This is a genomic window from Nonomuraea sp. NPDC049725, assembly GCF_040674795.1.
In the GTDB taxonomy this organism is placed as follows: Bacteria; Actinomycetota; Actinomycetes; order Streptosporangiales; family Streptosporangiaceae; genus Nonomuraea; species Nonomuraea ceibae.
Window position 1 is genome coordinate 768,638 of record NZ_JBFANJ010000002.1, and the last position, 16,999, is coordinate 785,636.

The window sequence follows — 16,999 nt, forward strand, 5'->3', positions numbered from 1 at the left end:
CATCGGCGTGTCGAAGTTCTACAGGGCATGGTGGATTTCGTGCTTGTAGTCGTCGCGCCGGGCCAAGGCGCCCAAACCCCAGGTTTCCTCACCCCGTGGCTGGAGCTGCCCGGTGTGGCAGACCGGCTCGCCGCGTGGTCGGAGGTCGCCGGGCTCGACCTGATCGCGTTCGGCACCACCGCGGACGCCGACGAGATCCGCGACACCGCCGTCGCCCAGCCTCTGCTCGTGGCGGCCGCGCTGGCCAGCGCCGAGGCGCTCGGCGTGACCCCCGACCTGCTGGCCGGCCACAGCGTCGGCGAGTTCGCGACCGCCGCGCTGGCCGGGGTGATCACCCCCGAGCAGGCGCTGACGCTGGTCCGCGAGCGCGGCCGGGCGATGGCCGAGGCCGCCTCCGTCACCGAGACCGGCATGACCGCCGTGCTCGGCGGCGAGGAGCCCGACGTGCTGGCGGCCATCGACAAGCACGGCCTGACCCCCGCCAACATCAACGGCTCCGGCCAGATCGTCGCGGGCGGCACGCTGGAGCAGCTCGCCGCCTTCGCCGACGACGCCCCGGCCGGCGCCCGGCTCCGCCCGCTGGCCGTGGCCGGCGCCTTCCACACCGCGCACATGGCCCCCGCGGTCGCGCGGCTGCGCGAGGCCGCCGCCTCCGTCACCCCGGCCGATCCCACCGTGCGGCTGCTGTCCAACGCCGACGGCCAGGTCGTGACCGGCGGCGACGAGGTCATGAGCCGCCTGGTCAACCAGGTGAGCAACCCCGTGCGCTGGGACTCCTGCATGGCGACGATGGCCGAGCTGGGCGTCACCGCGATGATCGAGCTGCTGCCCGGCGGCACGCTGACCGGCCTCGCCAGGCGCGGGCTGCGCGGCGTGAAGACCGTGGCCGTCAAGACCCCCGAACATCTCGACGCCGCCAGGGAGCTGATCAAGTGAGGATCGCCGACACCGCGCCCGGCGCCAGGCTGCTGGCCCTCGGCCACTACCAGCCCGCCCGCGTCGTCACCAACGACGAGCTGGCCAGGACCATGGAGACCAACGACGAGTGGATCCAGTCCCGCGTCGGCATCAAGGAGCGCCGGGTCGCCGCCGACAGCGAGACGCTGGAGGACATGGCGGCCCAGGCGGGCGGCAAGGCGCTGGCCGCCAGCGGTCTGGCCGCCGATGACATCGACCTGGTCATCGTCGCGACCTGCACGCTGGAGTCGCAGATCCCCAACGCCGCCGCGGTCGTCGCGCACCGGCTCGGCATCGACGCCCCCGGCGCCTTCGACGTCAACGCCGCCTGCGCCGGCTTCTGCTACGCGCTCGGCACCGCCGACGCCGCCATCCGCGCCGGCTCGGCCCGCAACGTGCTGGTCATCGGCGCGGAGAAGCTGTCGCAGTGGATCGACTGGACCGACCGCTCCACCGCGGTGATCTTCGCCGACGGCGCGGGCGCCGCGGTCGTCGGCCCCTCCGACACCCCCGGCATCGGCCCGGTCGTGTGGGGCAGCTCCGGCGACAAGTCCGAGGCCATCCGCATCGACGACCGCCACAGCTCGCTGCAGCAGGAGGGCCAGACGGTCTTCCGCTGGGCCACCACCGCGCTCCACCCGGTCGCCAAGCAGGCGTGCGAGCGCGCCGGCGTCGACCCGTCGGAGCTGGCCGCGTTCATCCCGCATCAGGCCAACCTGCGTATCATCGAGTCGATCGCCCGCCGGCTGGGCGCCGAGCGCGCGGTCATCGCCCGCGACATCGTCACCGCCGGCAACACCTCCGCAGCGTCCATCCCGCTCGCGCTCTCGCGCATGCTGGAGCGCGGCGAGGTCCGCTCGGGTGAGCTCGCGCTCATCCTCGGCTTCGGCGCCGGCCTGACCTACGCGGGTCAGGTCATCGAGATCCCCTAAGAAAAGCTTGTACGGCGAAGCCGTGCAGAACCAGGAAAACTAAGGAGAACCAGCGACATGGCCACCGAGCAGGACATCCTCCAGGGCCTCGGCAAGATCATCAACGAGATCACCGGCATCCCGGCCGCCGAGGTCACCCCGGAGAAGAGCTTCGTGGACGACCTCGACATCGACTCCCTGTCCATGGTCGAGATCGCCGTGGCCGCCCAGGACGAGTTCGGCGTCGAGATCCCCGACGACCAGCTCAAGAACCTGAAGACGGTCAAGGACGTCCTCACCTTCATCCAGAACTAGAACGTCCTTACCCCTGATCGACAAGGAGTGCGAAACGTGAGTGCAAACCGGGTACGTGTCGTCGTCACCGGGCTCGGCGCGACGACGCCCGTCGGTGGAGACGTCGCCTCGTCCTGGTCGGCGCTCCTCGCCGGTCAGTCGGGTGTCAGGACCCTCACCGAGGACTGGATCGACACCGTCCCCGTGACGTTCGCGGGGACGGCCGCGGTCGACCCGACCGAGGTGCTGCCCCGGCCCGAGTCCCGCCGTCTCGACCGCAGCGAGCAGTTCGCGATGGTCGCCGCGCGTGAGGCGTGGCAGGACGCGGGAGCGCCGGAGGTGGCGCCCGAGCGGCTGGGCGTCGTCGTGTCCAGCGGCATCGGCGGCATCAACACCACCCTGTCCGCCTACGACACCTACAAGGAGCGCGGCTGGAACCGGCTGTCGCCCTTCACGGTGCCGATGCTCATGCCCAACGGCCCCGCCGCCTGGATCGGCCTCGACCGGGGCGCCCAGGCCGGGGTGCACGCCACGGTGTCCGCCTGCGCCTCCGGCGCGGAGGCCATCGGCTACGCGATGGACATGATCAGGGCGGGCCGGGCCGACGTGGTGATCGCCGGCGGCACCGAGGCCGCCATCCACGGCCTCAACGTGGCGGCCTTCGCCGCCGCCCGCGCCATGTCCACCCGCAACGACGAGCCGCAGCGCGCCTCCCGGCCGTGGGACCGCGACCGCGACGGCTTCGTCCTGGGTGAGGGCGCCGGCATCCTCGTCCTGGAGTCGGAGGAGCACGCCCGCGCCCGCGACGCGCGGATCTACGCCTACGCCTCGGGTGTCGGCTACTCGGCCGACTCCCACCACATCACCCAGCCCGAGCCCGAGGGCCGGGGCATCATCATGGCGATGACGCAGGCGCTCACCGACGCCGGCATCACCGGCCAGGACGTCAAGCACGTCAACGCGCACGCCACCTCCACCCCGGCAGGCGACGTCATCGAGGTGCAGGCGGTGGCCAAGGCCATCGGCAACCACCCGCTGGTCACCTCGACCAAGTCCATGACCGGCCACCTCCTGGGCGGCGCCGGCGGCATCGAGTCCGTCTTCACCGTCAAGGCGCTGCAGGAGCGCATCGTCCCCGCCACCATCAACCTCGACAACGTCGACGACGGCATCGAGGTCGATCTCGTGCACGGCGCCCACCGCGCCCTGCCCGCGGGTGACATCGCCGCGGTCAACAACTCGTTCGGCTTCGGCGGCCACAACGTGACCGTCGTGTTCAAGGGGGCTTAAATGACCGTGCTCGACAACCGCGTGGCGACCGAGGGTCCCGAACAGGAGCCTGCCGATCCCCGCGATCCCGCCGTCCGCCTGGCCGCCCTCCTCGACGAGGGATCGGTGCGGCTCATCACCCCCGAGGACAAGAGCGGCGTGCTGGCCGCCATGGGCCGCGTCGAGGGAGTCCCCGTCGTCGCATTCTGCAGCGACGCGCGTTTTCAGGGCGGCGCGATGGGCAGCGAGGGTTGCGAGCACATCGTCCACGCCTATGACGTGGCCGTCCGCGAACGGGTGCCGGTCCTCGGGATCTGGCATTCCGGCGGTGCGCGACTCGCCGAAGGCGTCGAGTCGCTGCACGCCGTCGGCCGGGTGTTCGCCGCCATGACCAAGGCGTCGGGCGTCGTGCCGCAGATCTCCGTGGTCGTCGGCCCGGCCGCCGGCGGCGCCGCCTACGGCCCGGCGCTGACCGACCTGGTGATCCTGGCCGACTCCGGCCGCATCTTCGTCACCGGCCCCGACGTGGTCCGCAGCGTCACCGGCGAGGACGTCACCAGCGCCGCCCTGGGCGGCCCCGAGCCGCACAGCAAGCGCAGCGGTGTCGTGCACGTCGTCACCAAGACCGAGACCGACGCGCTGCTGAAGGCCCGCCAGCTCGCCGTGCTGCTCGGCCACCAGGGCCGGGTCCGCTCGTCGGAGATCGGCGAGGTCGACTTCTCCTCGCTGCTGCCCGACTCGCCGCGCCGCGCCTACGACGTCAAGCCGCTGGTCAACGGCCTGCTCGACGAGCCCGGCGTGGAGCTGCACCCCAAGTGGGCGCCCAACATCGTCACGTCGCTGGGGCGGCTCGGCGGCCGGACCGTCGGCGTGATCGCCAACAACCCGATGCGGCTGGGCGGCTGCCTCGACGCCACCTCCGCCGAGAAGGCCGCGCGTTTCGTGCGCATGTGTGACGCCTTCGGGGTGCCGCTGGTCGTGCTGGTGGACGTGCCGGGCTACCTGCCGGGCGTCGGCCAGGAGCACGACGGCGTGGTGCGCCGCGGCGCCAAGCTGCTGCACGCCTTCGCCGAGGCGTCGGTGCCGCGCATCACGCTCGTCACCCGCAAGGCCTACGGCGGCGCCTACATCGCGATGAACTCCCGCGCCCTCGGCGCGACCAAGGTGTTCGCGTGGCCGACGACCGAGGTCGCGGTCATGGGCGCGGTCGCCGCGGTCCGCATCCTCAAGCGCCGCCAGCTCGCCGCCGCCTCCGAGGACGAGCGCGCGGAGCTGGAGCAGCGGCTCGCCGAGGAGCACGAGAAGCTCGCGGGCGGGCTCAGCCGCGCGCAGGAGCTGGGCGTGATCGACGAGGTGATCAAGCCGGAGGAGACCCGCGGCGCGATCGCCAAGGTCCTGGCCCAGGCGACCCCGGCCCGGGGCGCGCACGGCAACATCCCGCTGTAGCCCGGACGACGTCGAGGGGCCCCGCACCGATTCGGTGCGGGGCCCCTTTCGCGTCTGCTCTCGTGCCGGGGGTGACGGGCGTGGGACCGGGGGTGACGGGCGTGGGACCGGGGGTGACGGGCGTGGGACCGGGGGCGGCGGGCGTGGGACCAGGGGGCGGCGGGCGTGGGACCGGGGGGCGGTGCCGCGCGTCAGACGGCGGCGTGCAGCCAGCGGACGGGCGCGCCGTCGCCCGCGTAGCGGAACGGCTCCAGCTCCTCGTCCCAGGGCCGGCCGAGCAGCTTGTCGAGCTCCTCCTCCAGCACGCAGCGGCCCTGACCGGCGGTCAGCATCACGGCGCGCAGCCGGTCCTCGGGGATCATGATGTCGCCCGCGGCGCCGATGACCGCACTGAACGCGCCGAGCGTCGGGGTGTAGGCGTGCCGGGAGCCGTCGACGCCCGGCGAGGCGTCCTCGGTGATCTCGAACCTGAGGCGCTGCCAGCCCATGAGTGAGGAGGCGATGGCGGCGGCGATGCCGGGCCGGCCTTCCCATTCGGCCTGCGCGCGCACCACGTTGGGCGCGGCGGGTTGCGGCGTCCAGGTAAGATCAACGGGCACGCCAAGGACACCCGCGACTGCCCATTCGATATGAGGGCACAGCGCGGGCTGAGCCGAGTGGACGTACAGCACGCCACGAGCAGACACCGGACCTCCCGTTTCGGTACGAGGTGCGCCTTCCCCAACGGCCTCGCCCCGGGATGATCACAAGTGACTAGGGAGAGACTACCGTCGGTCGCAATCCGACACCAGAGGGGGGCCATACCAAGTTGGTGCGCGTGTGACACGTGACAGGACGGCCGGCGGGGAAAGATACCCGCTCATGAACATCCAACAAGTCGGCGACGCGCTCATCCGCCCAGGTCAGGTGCTGACCGACCGCAGCGCGCTGTCCGCCGCCTCGCGCTGGACGCAGGCCGTCTCGGAGGCCGACGGCGTCTGCGTGATCCACCTGTCCGACGGCGTCGACCCGTGCGAGCTGACCGCCGACCTGCGCGAGCACGGCTTCCGCGCCTCCCCCAACCACGTGCTGGCCGGGCAGCCGCTGTTCTTCGGCGGGCCGGCGTCGCGCCCTTTCCCCGCCCCGCCCATCGCCCACCGCCACAGCCGCACCCGCTCGCCGGTGGTGGTCGGGCTGCTCGACACCGGCGTGGCGGAGCACCGCTGGTGGGCCGGGAGCGACTGGTTCGCCGAGCGCCGGGCCGAGGACGACGACGCCGCCGAGGGCCGCCAGGCGGGGCATGGAACGTTCCTGGCCGGATTGCTGACGATGCGGGCGCCGGGCGTGTCGCTGCGGGTGACCCGGGTGCTCGACGGCGAGGGGCTGGGCGACGAGGCGACCGTGGTGCGGGCGCTGCACCGGATGCGCGAGCGGCCGCCCGACGTGCTGAACCTGTCGTTCGGCTGCCACACCTTCGACGGCAGGCCGCCGCCGCTGCTGGCCGACGCGCTGGCCGAGCTGCCCGGCACGGTCGTGGTCGCGTGCGCGGGCAACTCCGCCTCGGACGTGCCCTTCTACCCGGCCGCGCTGGGGCCGGTGGTGGCGGTGGGCGCGGTCGACGACACCCAGCAGCGCCGCGCCCCGTTCTCGGCGTACGGGCCGTGGGTGGACGCCTGCGCCCGCGGCGAGTGGCTGACCAGCACGTTCCCGGAGCGGGGCGAGTTCGCCGGCTACGCCTCGTGGAGCGGCACGTCGTTCGCCGCGGCCCTGGTGGCGGGGGCCATCGCGGACGCCGCGCGCGATCTGCCGGCGGCCCAGGCGGCCAAGGCGGTGCTGGATCCGCAGGCCACCCGGCAAATTCCCGATCTGGGAGTTCTCGTCCCGTCGAGTCTGTAGAGTTTACGCTCAGTCCCCGGGCGATCACGTGGAGGCAGGGCAGCCTCCCGGCAGGGTCGGGAAGGAGGCCGTATGCACGACACGCGCGACCCAGCGGAGCTGCTCGCGGCGGCGGCCGGTGGCGACCAGGACGCCTGGGACCAGCTCGTGTCCCGCTTCGGGCCGCGGATGTGGGCGGTGGCCCGCTCCTGCGGTCTCGGCGAGAGCGACGCGGCGGACGTCGTCCAGGGCGCGTGGCTGCGCCTGCTGGAGCGGCTGCACGCGATCAGGGAGCCCGCGGCCGTGGGGGCGTGGCTGGCCACCACGACCCGCCGCGAAGCGCTCCAGCTGCTGCGGAAGACTCCGCACAGCGTGGCCGCGGAGCCCCCGGCCGCGCCCGACCCGGCCTCCGCCGTGCTGGAGGCCGACGGCAACCGCCTGCTCTGGCAGACGGTCTCCACCCTGCACGAGCCCTGCCGCACCATGCTCCGGCTGGTGGCGACGGATCTCGGCAGCCGGCAGATGGCCCAGCGCCTGGGCGTCCCGATCGGCAGCGTCGGCCCTACCAGGGCGCGCTGCCTGGAAAAACTGCGCACCCTGATCTCACTACAGGAGACGGTGCAATGATCAACGACGAATACTTCCTGGCGGCCCTCAGGCTGGCCGCCGGGAGCGATCCCATCCCGGGACACGTGAGCGCGGCCGCCCGCGACGTCTTCCGGCTCCGGGTCCCCAGCGCGATCACCGCCGTCCCCGCCGAGTGCACCGCCACGCGCGGCGTGCGCGGGCCGGAGGGCCCGCACATGGTCCGCTTCGTGGCTGACGGGCTCACCTTCGACCTGGAGGTGACCTTCGGCGACGGGCTGATCGACGTGGCGGGGCAGGTGTGCCCGACTCCGGGCGACGGGGCGCTCGTCGACGTTCGCACCCCGCACCTGACGCTGAGCAGGCGGCTGGCGCCCACTGGCCACTTCGCGGTGACCGGGCTGCCGCCGGGCTGGCTCAGCGTGGTCTGCCACCGCCCCGGCAACGCCCCCGTCCAGACCCGGTGGGTGCGCATCCGCCCTTGAACACCGAGCCGAACCTGACGACACCGGAGCATCAGCGGGACGCGTCCCCGGTCGTCGCCATGCTCGTGCGCGCGGCGGAGATGGCGGTGCAGCGTTCCGTGGTCGACCCGCCGCAGGCGTTGCGGGCGGGCCGGACGATCCTGGCGAAGGCGGCGGCCGTCCCCGGGGGCGCGGAGGCGACGGCGGTAGCGTTGCGGGCGATGGGCCTGGCCGAGCGTGAGCTGGGCGATCTGGAGGCGGCCGAGCAGCACCTCAGGCAGGCGATCGGCACCGTGGGGGCGCCCGGCGAGCGGCTGGCGCAGGCGCGGCTGTCGCTGGTGACGGTGCGCACCGAGCGCGGCCACCCGCTGCAGGCGCTGCGCGTCGCCGCGCTGGCTTGGGCCCACCTGTCGCCGCTCGACCGCGCCAAGCTCGACACGCAGCGGGCCGTCGCGCTGGCCTGCCTGGGCCGCTACCAGGAGGCCGTCGCCTCCTGCGACCGGGCGCTGCGGGCGCTCGTGGCCGCGCCGGGCACGCTCGACGACCGCAGGTTCCTGGCGGGCGGGCTGCTCAACCGGGGCCTGGTGCACGCCTACCGGGGCGACTGGGACGACGCCATGCGCGACATCACCGCCTGCCTGGAGATCTCCCGCCACGCCGGGCTCCACCACCTGGCCCGGCTCGCCGCCGCCAACCTGCCCTTTCTCGCCGTACGGCGCGGCGACGTCGGCGAGGCGTTCGCCCACTACCGCGCCGCCCAGGACACGCTGTTCGGCTTCACCGAGCGGCTGGCCACGATGCGCGCCGACTTCGCGGGCGCCCTGCTGGCCGCCCACCTGCCCGGCGAGGCGCGGGCGCTGCTCAGCCTGGCCGTGCCCGACCTGGAGCAGTCCGGCGGCCGGGCGGCGCTGGCCGAGGCGCGGCTCAAGCTCGCCCAGGTCGAGCTGCTGACGGGCGACGCCCGCGAGGCGATCACGGTGGCCGAGCGGGCCGGGCGCGAGCTGGCGGAGCAGGAGCGGCACTCGTGGCTGCCGCTGGCCAGGGAGGTCGTGCTGCGGGCCAGGCTGGCGCTGGAGCCGCCGACGCCCGCGCTGCTCGCCGAGCTGATCGCGTGCGCGGGCGAGCTCGAACGCGACGCCGCCCACCTGGCCGGGGCGGCGGCGCTGCGGCTGGTGGCGGCCGAGACCGCGCTGGCCGTCGACGACCACCCGACGGCCTCGGCCCAGCTCGCCCGGCTCACCATGCACGCCAGGTCGCAGGAGCGGTGGATGCCGGCCGGCACCCGGCTGACGCCGCTGTCGTGCGAGACGCAGCAGCGGCGGCTGGCCCAGGCCGCCCAGGTGCCGCCCGTGGTGCGCCAGCACGCGCTCGCGCTGGAGGCGGCGCTGCAGGAGGACGTCCCGGGCGCCTTCCGCGCCGTGCGGGAGGGCCTGGCCGAGATGGGCGGGCGCATGGACACGCTCGACGATCCGGCGTTGCGCGCCCACGCGGCCCGCGCCGGTGAGCGGCTGGCGGCGTTCGGGCTGCGGCTGGCGATCCGCGACGGTGACGCCGGCGAGGTGTTCGAGTGGGCGGAGCGGTGGCGGGCGGTGGCCGCGCCCGCGCACGCCCGCCCGCTGACCGGCTCCGGGCGGCTGCGCGAGGAACTGGGGCGGGCCGCGCTGGTCGAGTACGTCACCGACGAGGAGTCGCTGCTGGGCGTCGTCGTCACCGGCGAGCGCGTGACGCTGCGGCGGCTCGGCGGGCTGCGGGCGGTGGCCGAGACGCTGATCCGGCTGCGCTACTCGCTGCGCCGGGCCGGGCTGCGCGAGGGCGGCGCCGCGCCCCCGCAGCCGATCGACGCCGTCGGGGCCGAGCTCGGGCGGCTGCTGCTGGAGCCCTTCTCCGACGAGCTCGCCGACGAGCTCGGCGACCGGCCGCTCGTCCTGGTGCCGACCGGGCCGCTGCACACCATGCCGTGGGGCGCGCTGCCCTGCCTGCGCGGCCGTCCGGTGAGCGTGGCGGCGAGCGCGGCCGGATGGCTGGCGGCGAGCGGACGCGGCGCCGGGGACGGGCCGCCGTCCGTGGTCGCCGCCGCCGGGCCCGGCCTCGCGCACGCCGAGGAGGAGGTGGGCCGGGTGCTCGCCCGCCACCCCGGCGCCCGCCCGGTCCCCGGCCGCAGGCAGGCGGTGCTCGACGCGCTGGCGGGCGCGGACGTGCTGCACCTGGCCGCCCACGGGGTGTTCCACGCGCGCAGCCCGCTGCTGTCCGGCATCACGCTGGAGGACGGCCCCCTCATGGCGTACGACCTGCTGCGGGTGGAGCGGGCGCCGAGGCTGGTGGTGCTGTCGTCCTGCGACTCGGGGATGGCGCGCACGCCCGCCGACGGGGCGCCGCTCGGGCTGGCCGGCACGTTCCTGTCGCGCGGCGCCGCCTGCGTGGTGGCGGGGATGGTGCCGGTGGGCGACGAGGACGCGCTGGCGCTCATGACGGCCTTCCACGAGCTGCTCGCCGCCGGCCGGCCGCCCGACGCCGCGCTGGCCGTCTCGTCGGCCGCGACGGGGGTGCCGGGCTTCGTGTGCTTCGGCGCCGGTCACCGGCCGCTCGTCCGGCCCGCGACGGCGGACGCGCGGGCGGGCGTTCAGCCGGTGGCGACGGGCCTCGCCGGGTCGGCCACCCAGTTGGACCACGAGCCCACGTAGAGGGCGGCGTCGATCCCGGCGACCGCGAGCGCGAGCACCTCGTGCGCGGCCGTCACGCCCGACCCGCAGTAGGCGCCGACCGGCACGCCGCCCGTCACGCCCAGCCCGGCGAAGCGGACCCGCAGCACGTCCGGGGCCGGGAAGCGGCCGTCGGCGCCCACGTTCGCGGTGGTCGGGGCGCTGACCGCGCCGGGGATGTGCCCGGCCACCGGGTCGACCGGCTCCACCTCGCCCCGGTAACGCTCCTCCGCCCTGGCGTCGAGCAGCACGCCGGAGCCGGCCAGCGCCGCGGCCTGCCCGGCGTCGAGGACCGGCATCCCGCCCGGCGTGGCCGTGAAGTCGCCGGGCTCGGGCCGGGACTCGTCCTTGGTGACCGGCAGCCCGGCCGCGATCCAGGCAGGCAGCCCGCCGTCGAGCACCCGTACGTCCTGGTGGCCGAAGTAGCGCAGCGTCCACCAGGCGCGGGCGGCCACCGTCGAGCCCGCGTCGTCGTACACCACGGCCGGCCTGCCGTCCGACACGCCGAGCCGCCGCATCGCCCGCTCGAACGCGTCCGCGCCGGGCAGCGGGTGCCGGCCGGCGTCGCCGGGCGGCGCCGCCAGGTCGGCGTCGAGGTCGCAGAAGACGGCGCCCGGCAGGTGACCCTCGCGGTAGAGGCCGATCCCGGGCGGGCCGCCCAGCCGCCAGCGCACGTCGAGCACGCTCGCCGTGTCGCCCAGCGCGGCCAGCTCGTCCGGAGTGATCAGCGGGCTCATCTGCGGGATACCTCCACAAGTGGTACGAGCTGCTCGGCGGCGGTCATGGAGCCGTGGTAGCCGGTGAAGAGCGCCTCGATCCGATGCGCGGACGGGGCGATGATCGCCAGGTCAGTGTAGGGGACGGCGAGCACGTCACCGATGCGCCGCAGCCACGCGCCGCGCACGTCCGGCCCGAACCAGCCGGCCTCGACCGCCTCCTCGCGCGGCACCACCCAGGCGCGCCCGTTGAGCGTCGCCGCCCAGGCGTCGAGCACGTCGCCGGCCGCGCCGGGCTCGGCGTAGACGTGGCGGGCGCGGGCCTCGCCGCCGAGCATCGCCACGCCGCGCGTCAGCTCGGGCGTCTTCTCGGCGTCGAGCTTGTCGGCGGCGTTGACCATGCCGTGGTCGGCGGTCACGTACAGAGCGGCGCCGTCGGGCAGGCCCTCGGCCAGGCGCTCGGCCATGCGGTCGACGATCGCCAGCTGCCGCAGCCATTCGTCGCCGCCCCAGCCGGTCATGTGCCCGGCCGCGTCGAGGTCGCCGTAGTAGACGGTGACGTGGGCGCGCGGCCCGGCCAGCTCGGCCAGCGCCCTGGTGACGCGCTCGTCCGGCGTCTCGGCGGGGGCGTAGCGGACGCCCCGGTAGACGGCGTCGGTCAGGCCGGTGCCCTCGAACTCGGCCGGGGCCACGTAGACGGCGTCGATCCCGGCCGCGGCGGCCCGCTGGTAAACAGTGGTGCTCGGCTGCCACTCGGCCGGGTCCATCGGCGTCCCGGTCCAGCGCAGGCAGTTGAACAGCAGGCCGGCGCCGGGCACGGCCAGCGTCATGCCGAGCATGCCGTGCTCGCCCGGCGGCAGCCCGGTGCCTAGCGAGCACAGGCTCGTCACGGTCGTCGCGGGAAACCCGGCGGTGAGGGTGGCGGGCGGCGCCGCGTGGGCCGGAGGGGCGATCGTCCCGCCGGTGGCGGTGGTCGCGGCGGCGGCCGTGAGGAAGGGAGCGGCGTCGGGGTGGGCGCGCAGGAGCTCCGCGCCGAGGCCGTCGACCAGGAACAGGCAGGTGCGGGTGGCGGGCGCGATCGCCAGCGGGTTGGGCTCGTCGAGGCCGAGGGCCGCGAGCAGGGAACGGGCGAGGTCGGGCAACGAGGCCCCGCCGTAGGCCGGCACCAGCGGCACGCTGTCCATGCCCTCGATCTTAGACGCCGTGGCGGCGCCCACCTACAGCGTCGGCGTGGCCGTACGGGGGATGATCGCTCAGGCGGCGGCGCGGGCCGTGGCCTCCGACAGGGCCTTGGCGAAGGCCAGCACGTGGGTGACCGCCTCGGGCCCGTCGGCGGCCTCGCTGACGCGCAGGGACAGGTCGTCGGCGGTGATGGCGCCGGTGTAGCCGTGGTCGGCCTCGCAGTTCTCGTCGCCGCAGGTGGCCGGTTCGAGGTCCACGTGGGAGATGGCGCCCCAGCCGATGGTGAGCGTCACCTCGGTGGGCGGCACGCCCGGGACGTAGGAGGCGGGGTCGGGAACCACCCGGGTCACCGCGACCGACTGGACGCGGCTCAGCCGCACCGCCTCCGTGGTCGTGGACGCGTGCGCCGTCGAGACCCCCTCCACCGCCGGGTGCTCGTCGGTGTGGCACACCAGCAGCCTCGTGCCGGACAGCACCAGCACGGTGACGTGCCGGCGCACCTCCATCGCGGGATCGAAGGTGGCCTCGTGATGGACCACGAACGCGGTCACGGCCTCCTTGCCCAGCGCGGATTCGACCGCATCGGTGACGAGGTCGGGATAGTAGCCGCTGCGCTCGATCGCTTCACGCAGGCCCGCGGCTGAGACTCGGGTTTCCCTCATGGATCCAGTTTGCCAGGGCGTCGCAGTGCACTCACCCGCCGGATATAACGCTCTATAACGTCTTCAACACCGAAATTTTCTCTTTCGCCCCCAGCTCCCGCGCCGGGGCGGAGCCCGCCGCCCCGTGCCGGTCAGCCCAGGCGGCGGGGGCCGCCGTCCAGCCGTGGGCCGGGCGGGGTGCGGAGGGTCACGCGCGCGCCGAGGACGATCACGCCGCTCTCGCCGACCACGACCTGGTCCAGGTCGAGACGGGCCAGCTCCGGCAGGTCGTGGGCCAGACGGCCCACCCTGACCAGGAGGTCCTCCAGGGCGTCGACGGCCACCGGCGGGTAGCCGTACTCGCCGAACAGCAGCGGCGCGGCCCGTACGGACCTCACCAGGCCGGCGGCGTCGTCACGGGTCAGCGGCGCGAGACGGAACCCCTGGTCGAGCAGCAGGCGCGCGGTCACCTCGCCCAGCCCGAACGACACCACCGGCCCGAACGCCGGGTCCTCGACGACGGTCACGACCGTGGGGACGGCGGGCTGCGGGGCCATGCGCTGCACGGCCAGCTCCGTGGCGTCGCCGAACTGGCGGGCGAGCTCGGCGTACGCGTGGCGGACGCTCTCTGCGGTGGACAGGCCCAGGCGTACGGTCCCGGCGCGGCGGGCGGCGCGGGGGTCGGCGAGCTTGAGCACCACCGGCCACCCGAGCCGTTCGGCGGCGGCCACGGCCTCGTCCGGCGACCCGGCCACCTCGGCCGGCCACACGCTCAGCCCGTAGCAGGCGAGCAGCTCGGCCGCGTCGGCCAGGACCGGCGGCCCCGCCTCGGCGAACGCCCCAGCGTCCGGCACGGCGTCCGGCGCGGTGTCCGGCCCAGCGTCCGGCGCGGCGTCCGGCACGGCGGGGGCGGCGGCGGATTCGTCCGCGGTGGTGCCGGGTGCTTCCTGGGGCGGCGGGGTGAGGGTGCGGTGGACGAGCGCGCGGGCGCGCGGGGTGTCGATGTCCTCCAGGTCCGCCGGGGGGACGGCGGGGCGGGCGCGCCAGGCGGCGTAGCGGACGGCGTGGGACAGGGCGCGCACCGCCTCCTCGGGAGCCGCGTAGGAGGGGATGGAGCCGCGCGCCGGGGCGGCGCCCGTCTGGAGGCAGGGGTGCATGCCCAGATGCCCCTGGAAGGTGGCGAGGACGGGCTTGGCCGAGCCCTGCGACACCTCCATGAGCCGGTCGGCGATGCCCGCGGCCTCACCCGGGATGGGCGGCATGTAGATGACGACCGCCGCGTCGACCTCGGGTGAGGCCAGCTCGGCGGCGAGGGCCGTGCCGAACTCGTCCGGCCCGGCGGCGGGGCCGAGGTTGGCCGGGGGCCGGGGGGCGAGCCCGGCGGCGACGCACGCGTCGGCGGCGAGCAGGCCGAGCGCGTCGGAGTTGGTGACCAGGGCGACGCGCGGCCCGGCGGGCAGCGGCTGGTAGGCCAGGAGCTGGCCGACGTCGAAGAGCTCGATGAGGTCGGCCACCCGGATCAGCCCCGCCTGCTCGAACAGGGAGCTGACGGCGGAGTCGGGCAGGCCGAGCTCCTCGGCGGAGTGGCCGGACGGGGTGCCGCCGCTCTTGACGACGACGATGGGCTTGGTGCGGGCGATGCGCCGGGCCAGGCGGGTGAACTTGCGCGGGTTTCCCAGGGACTCCAGATAGAGCAGGATCACCTCGGTGGCGTCGTCCTCCTCCCAGTACTGGAGCAGGTCGTTGCCCGACACGTCGGCCCGGTTGCCCGCGGAGACGAACGACGAGATGCCCATGCCGCGCTGCTTGACGCGCTGGAGGAGGGCGGTGCCGAGTGCGCCGGACTGGCTGAAGAAGCCCACGCGGCCACGGCCGGGGACGGTGGCGGCGAGGGTGGCGTTGAGCTTGACGGCGGGGTCGGTGTTGGCGATGCCGAGGCAGTTGGGGCCGACCACGCGCAGCCCGTAGGAGCGGGCGATGCGGGCGAGCTCGTCCTGGCGGGCACGGCCGCGGCTGCCCGTCTCGCCGAACCCCGACGACACGACGACGAGGCCGTGCACGCCCTTCTCGGCGCACTCCTTGACCACGTCGAGCACGCTCTCGGCGGGCACGGCGACGACGGCGAGGTCGACCTCGCCGTCGATGGCGGTCACGCTCGGGTAGGCGCGCACGCCCGCGACGGCGCGGACCTCGCGGTGCACCGGGTAGACGGGGCCGGTGAAGTCGGCGGCCAGCAGGTTGCGCAGCACGGTCTGGCCGACGCCGCCGGGCTCGCGGGAGGCGCCGATGACGGCGACGGAGCCGGGGGTGAGCAGCCGGGCGATCGAACGGGCCTCGGCGCGGTGCTCACGGGCGGTGGTGACCTCGGCGGCGGTCTCGGTCGGGGTGAGGTCGAGCGTCATGCGGACGACGCCGTCGGCGAAGCTGCTCTCCGCCGTGTAGCCGGCCTGGCGCAGCACGCCCATCATCTTCATGTTGGCGGGCAGCACGTCGGCGACGAAGCGCTCGATGCCGCGTTCGCGGGCGGTGGCGGCCAGGTGTTCGAGCAGCACGGAGGCCACTCCCCTGCCCTGGTGGGCGTCCTCGACGAGGAAGGCGACCTCGGCCTCGCCCGGCCCGGTGCGGTCGTAGCGGATGACGGCCACCATCTCCGCCCCGATGGTGGCGATCAGGGCGACGCGGCTCTCGTAGTCGACGGTGGTGAACCGGGTGACCTCGCGGTCGGACAGGCGCGGCCGGGGCCCGAAGAACCGGAAATAGATGGATTCCGGGGACAGCCGCGAGTAGAAGGCGCGCAGCCGATCGGCGTCTGCGGGCCTGATCGGGCGCACGTGCGCGGTGCCGCCGTCGGCCAGGACGACGTCGGCTTCCCAGTGAGCGGGATATTGTGCCTCCACAGTCACGAGCGTAAACCCGTGTCCCACATGTCAAGAAGTTGGGCAACGCTTGTGCATCGACTCAGGCCGGGTGTCGGGGGTCCGCCACACGAACCGGCTGGAAGCTGTTAGTTTTGCCGTGGCCAGGCTCGATCTGTAGGCAGCAAGGTGGTGGCATCATGACGCGGGTCGTCGTGGTGGGCGATCTCATGACCGACGCGGTGGCGCGCGCCCGTTATGCGCTCGCCAGGGCGAGCGACACCCCGGCGATCGTCACGATGCACGGTGGCGGGTCCGGGGCCAACATCGCCTCGTGGCTAGCCGTCGAGGGCGCGGAGGTGGCCTTCATCGGCCGCCGGGGCGCCGACATCACGGGGCGCAACCGCGACATGGAGCTGATGGGCTACGGCGTCGACGCCCGGCTCGTCATGGACCCCGAGCGTCCCACCGGCACCTGCGTGGTGCTCGTCACGCACAAGGGCGAGCGCACCATGCTGTCCGACCCGGGCGCCAACGCGGCGCTGTCGCCGGAGGACCTGCCGCGTGACCTGTTCAACGGCGGCGGCCACCTGCACCTGTCGGGCTACACGCTGATCAACGAGGGCTCGCGCGACGCGGGGCTGGCCGCGCTCGACATGGCGCGCCGCTCGGGGATGTCGATCTCCGTCGACTGCGCCTCGTCCGCGCCTCTCGAGCGTACGGGCGCCGAGCCGTTCCTGGAGTGGACCAACGGCGCCAAGCTGCTGTTCGCCAACATCGACCAGGCCAAGGTGCTGACCGGGCGGGACGACCCGGAGGCGGCGGCCAAGGTGCTGACGGCGTGGTTCCCGCAGGTCGTCATCAAGATGACCGCCGAGGGCGCGCTGTGGTTCGGCAACGGGCGGCCGGAGCCGGTCCGGGTGCCGGCCGAGCCGGTCGACCGGATCGTCGACGGCACGGGCGCGGGTGACGCGTTCTGCGCCGGGTTCCTGCCGGCGTGGCTGGCGGGCAAGCCGCCGGCGGAGTCGCTGGGCGCCGGGTGCGCCCTGGCCGCCAAGGCGATCGTGCACCTGGGCGCGCGGCCCCGCCTCTGACCTTCCGGCGGGGCCTCTCCCTCCGAGCCACC

Annotated in this window: 15 protein-coding genes; 10 read left to right on the plus strand and 5 right to left on the minus strand. The window is 74.6% G+C overall.

Features of this window, described 5'->3' with window-relative positions:
• Positions 1-39: 39 nt before the first annotated feature.
• From AB0J53_RS07910 to AB0J53_RS07930, 5 genes are read left to right on the plus strand one after another with little or no spacing between them, the layout of a single operon-like run.
• Positions 40-936 (plus strand): ACP S-malonyltransferase, encoded by an 897-nt coding sequence (locus AB0J53_RS07910; RefSeq protein ID WP_364169778.1) that lies wholly within the window; start codon positions 40-42, stop codon positions 934-936.
• Positions 933-1,889 carry a beta-ketoacyl-ACP synthase III gene (locus tag AB0J53_RS07915; protein ID WP_219517478.1) on the plus strand — a complete coding sequence of 319 codons (957 nt, stop codon included), beginning with the start codon at positions 933-935 and terminating at the stop codon, positions 1,887-1,889. The genes AB0J53_RS07910 and AB0J53_RS07915 overlap by 4 nt, the downstream gene beginning before the upstream one ends.
• 57 nt (positions 1,890-1,946) lie before the next feature.
• Entirely contained in the window at positions 1,947-2,183 is a 237-nt protein-coding gene (locus AB0J53_RS07920) for an acyl carrier protein (RefSeq protein WP_219517480.1), read from the plus strand.
• Positions 2,184-2,219: 36 nt separating this feature from the next.
• Entirely contained in the window at positions 2,220-3,452 is a 1,233-nt protein-coding gene (gene fabF, locus AB0J53_RS07925) for a beta-ketoacyl-ACP synthase II (protein ID WP_364169782.1), read from the plus strand.
• Entirely contained in the window at positions 3,453-4,877 is a 1,425-nt protein-coding gene (locus AB0J53_RS07930) for a carboxyl transferase domain-containing protein (protein WP_364169785.1), read from the plus strand.
• A gap of 191 nt (positions 4,878-5,068) precedes the next feature.
• On the opposite strand, the gene AB0J53_RS07935 is transcribed toward AB0J53_RS07930, so the two are convergent.
• Positions 5,069-5,563, minus strand: coding sequence for a DUF3145 domain-containing protein (locus AB0J53_RS07935; RefSeq protein WP_219510259.1), 495 nt, complete (start codon positions 5,561-5,563; stop codon positions 5,069-5,071).
• A gap of 175 nt (positions 5,564-5,738) precedes the next feature.
• On the opposite strand from AB0J53_RS07935, the gene AB0J53_RS07940 reads away from it, so the two are divergent.
• The 4 genes from AB0J53_RS07940 to AB0J53_RS07955 all read left to right on the plus strand — a co-directional run bounded on the left by AB0J53_RS07940 (position 5,739) and on the right by AB0J53_RS07955 (position 10,461).
• Positions 5,739-6,752: a S8/S53 family peptidase gene (locus AB0J53_RS07940; protein WP_219510261.1), complete on the plus strand. Its 1,014-nt coding sequence runs from the start codon at positions 5,739-5,741 to the stop codon at positions 6,750-6,752.
• A 72-nt stretch (positions 6,753-6,824) separates the two neighbouring features.
• Positions 6,825-7,358: a sigma-70 family RNA polymerase sigma factor gene (locus AB0J53_RS07945; RefSeq protein WP_219510262.1), complete on the plus strand. Its 534-nt coding sequence runs from the start codon at positions 6,825-6,827 to the stop codon at positions 7,356-7,358.
• Positions 7,355-7,801, plus strand: a complete 447-nt coding sequence (locus AB0J53_RS07950) for a hypothetical protein (RefSeq protein ID WP_364169790.1) — start codon at positions 7,355-7,357, stop codon at positions 7,799-7,801. The genes AB0J53_RS07945 and AB0J53_RS07950 overlap by 4 nt, the downstream gene beginning before the upstream one ends.
• Entirely contained in the window at positions 7,798-10,461 is a 2,664-nt protein-coding gene (locus AB0J53_RS07955; protein ID WP_364169793.1) for a CHAT domain-containing tetratricopeptide repeat protein, read from the plus strand. The genes AB0J53_RS07950 and AB0J53_RS07955 overlap by 4 nt, the downstream gene beginning before the upstream one ends.
• Here the strand turns inward: AB0J53_RS07955 and AB0J53_RS07960 are convergent.
• From AB0J53_RS07960 to AB0J53_RS07975, 4 genes are all read right to left on the minus strand, one after another.
• Positions 10,401-11,216: a sulfurtransferase gene (locus tag AB0J53_RS07960; protein WP_364169796.1), complete on the minus strand. Its 816-nt coding sequence runs from the start codon at positions 11,214-11,216 to the stop codon at positions 10,401-10,403. The genes AB0J53_RS07955 and AB0J53_RS07960 overlap by 61 nt on opposite strands.
• Positions 11,213-12,379 (minus strand): nucleotide pyrophosphatase/phosphodiesterase family protein, encoded by a 1,167-nt coding sequence (locus tag AB0J53_RS07965; RefSeq protein ID WP_364169799.1) that lies wholly within the window; start codon positions 12,377-12,379, stop codon positions 11,213-11,215. The genes AB0J53_RS07960 and AB0J53_RS07965 overlap by 4 nt, the downstream gene beginning before the upstream one ends.
• A gap of 69 nt (positions 12,380-12,448) precedes the next feature.
• Complete coding sequence (locus AB0J53_RS07970; RefSeq protein WP_219510267.1) at positions 12,449-13,039, minus strand: DUF5998 family protein; 591 nt, start codon at positions 13,037-13,039, stop codon at positions 12,449-12,451.
• A 131-nt stretch (positions 13,040-13,170) separates the two neighbouring features.
• Positions 13,171-15,915, minus strand: coding sequence for a GNAT family N-acetyltransferase (locus AB0J53_RS07975; RefSeq protein ID WP_364169802.1), 2,745 nt, complete (start codon positions 15,913-15,915; stop codon positions 13,171-13,173).
• A 158-nt stretch (positions 15,916-16,073) separates the two neighbouring features.
• Here AB0J53_RS07975 and AB0J53_RS07980 point away from each other — a divergent pair, with 158 nt between their 5' ends.
• Entirely contained in the window at positions 16,074-16,967 is an 894-nt protein-coding gene (locus AB0J53_RS07980) for a carbohydrate kinase family protein (RefSeq protein WP_219510269.1), read from the plus strand.
• The last annotated feature ends 32 nt before the right edge of the window (positions 16,968-16,999 follow it).

Coding starts and splice junctions, on each gene's coding strand:
- AB0J53_RS07920 (WP_219517480.1), top strand. CDS start 1,947: ATGGCCACCGAGCAGGACATCCTCCAGGGCCTCGGCAAGATCATCAAC.
- AB0J53_RS07930 (WP_364169785.1), top strand. CDS start 3,453: ATGACCGTGCTCGACAACCGCGTGGCGACCGAGGGTCCCGAACAGGAG.
- AB0J53_RS07940 (WP_219510261.1), top strand. CDS start 5,739: ATGAACATCCAACAAGTCGGCGACGCGCTCATCCGCCCAGGTCAGGTG.
- AB0J53_RS07945 (WP_219510262.1), top strand. CDS start 6,825: ATGCACGACACGCGCGACCCAGCGGAGCTGCTCGCGGCGGCGGCCGGT.
- AB0J53_RS07950 (WP_364169790.1), top strand. CDS start 7,355: ATGATCAACGACGAATACTTCCTGGCGGCCCTCAGGCTGGCCGCCGGG.
- AB0J53_RS07960 (WP_364169796.1), bottom strand. CDS start 11,216: ATGAGCCCGCTGATCACTCCGGACGAGCTGGCCGCGCTGGGCGACACG.
- AB0J53_RS07965 (WP_364169799.1), bottom strand. CDS start 12,379: ATGGACAGCGTGCCGCTGGTGCCGGCCTACGGCGGGGCCTCGTTGCCC.
- AB0J53_RS07970 (WP_219510267.1), bottom strand. CDS start 13,039: ATGAGGGAAACCCGAGTCTCAGCCGCGGGCCTGCGTGAAGCGATCGAG.
- AB0J53_RS07980 (WP_219510269.1), top strand. CDS start 16,074: ATGACGCGGGTCGTCGTGGTGGGCGATCTCATGACCGACGCGGTGGCG.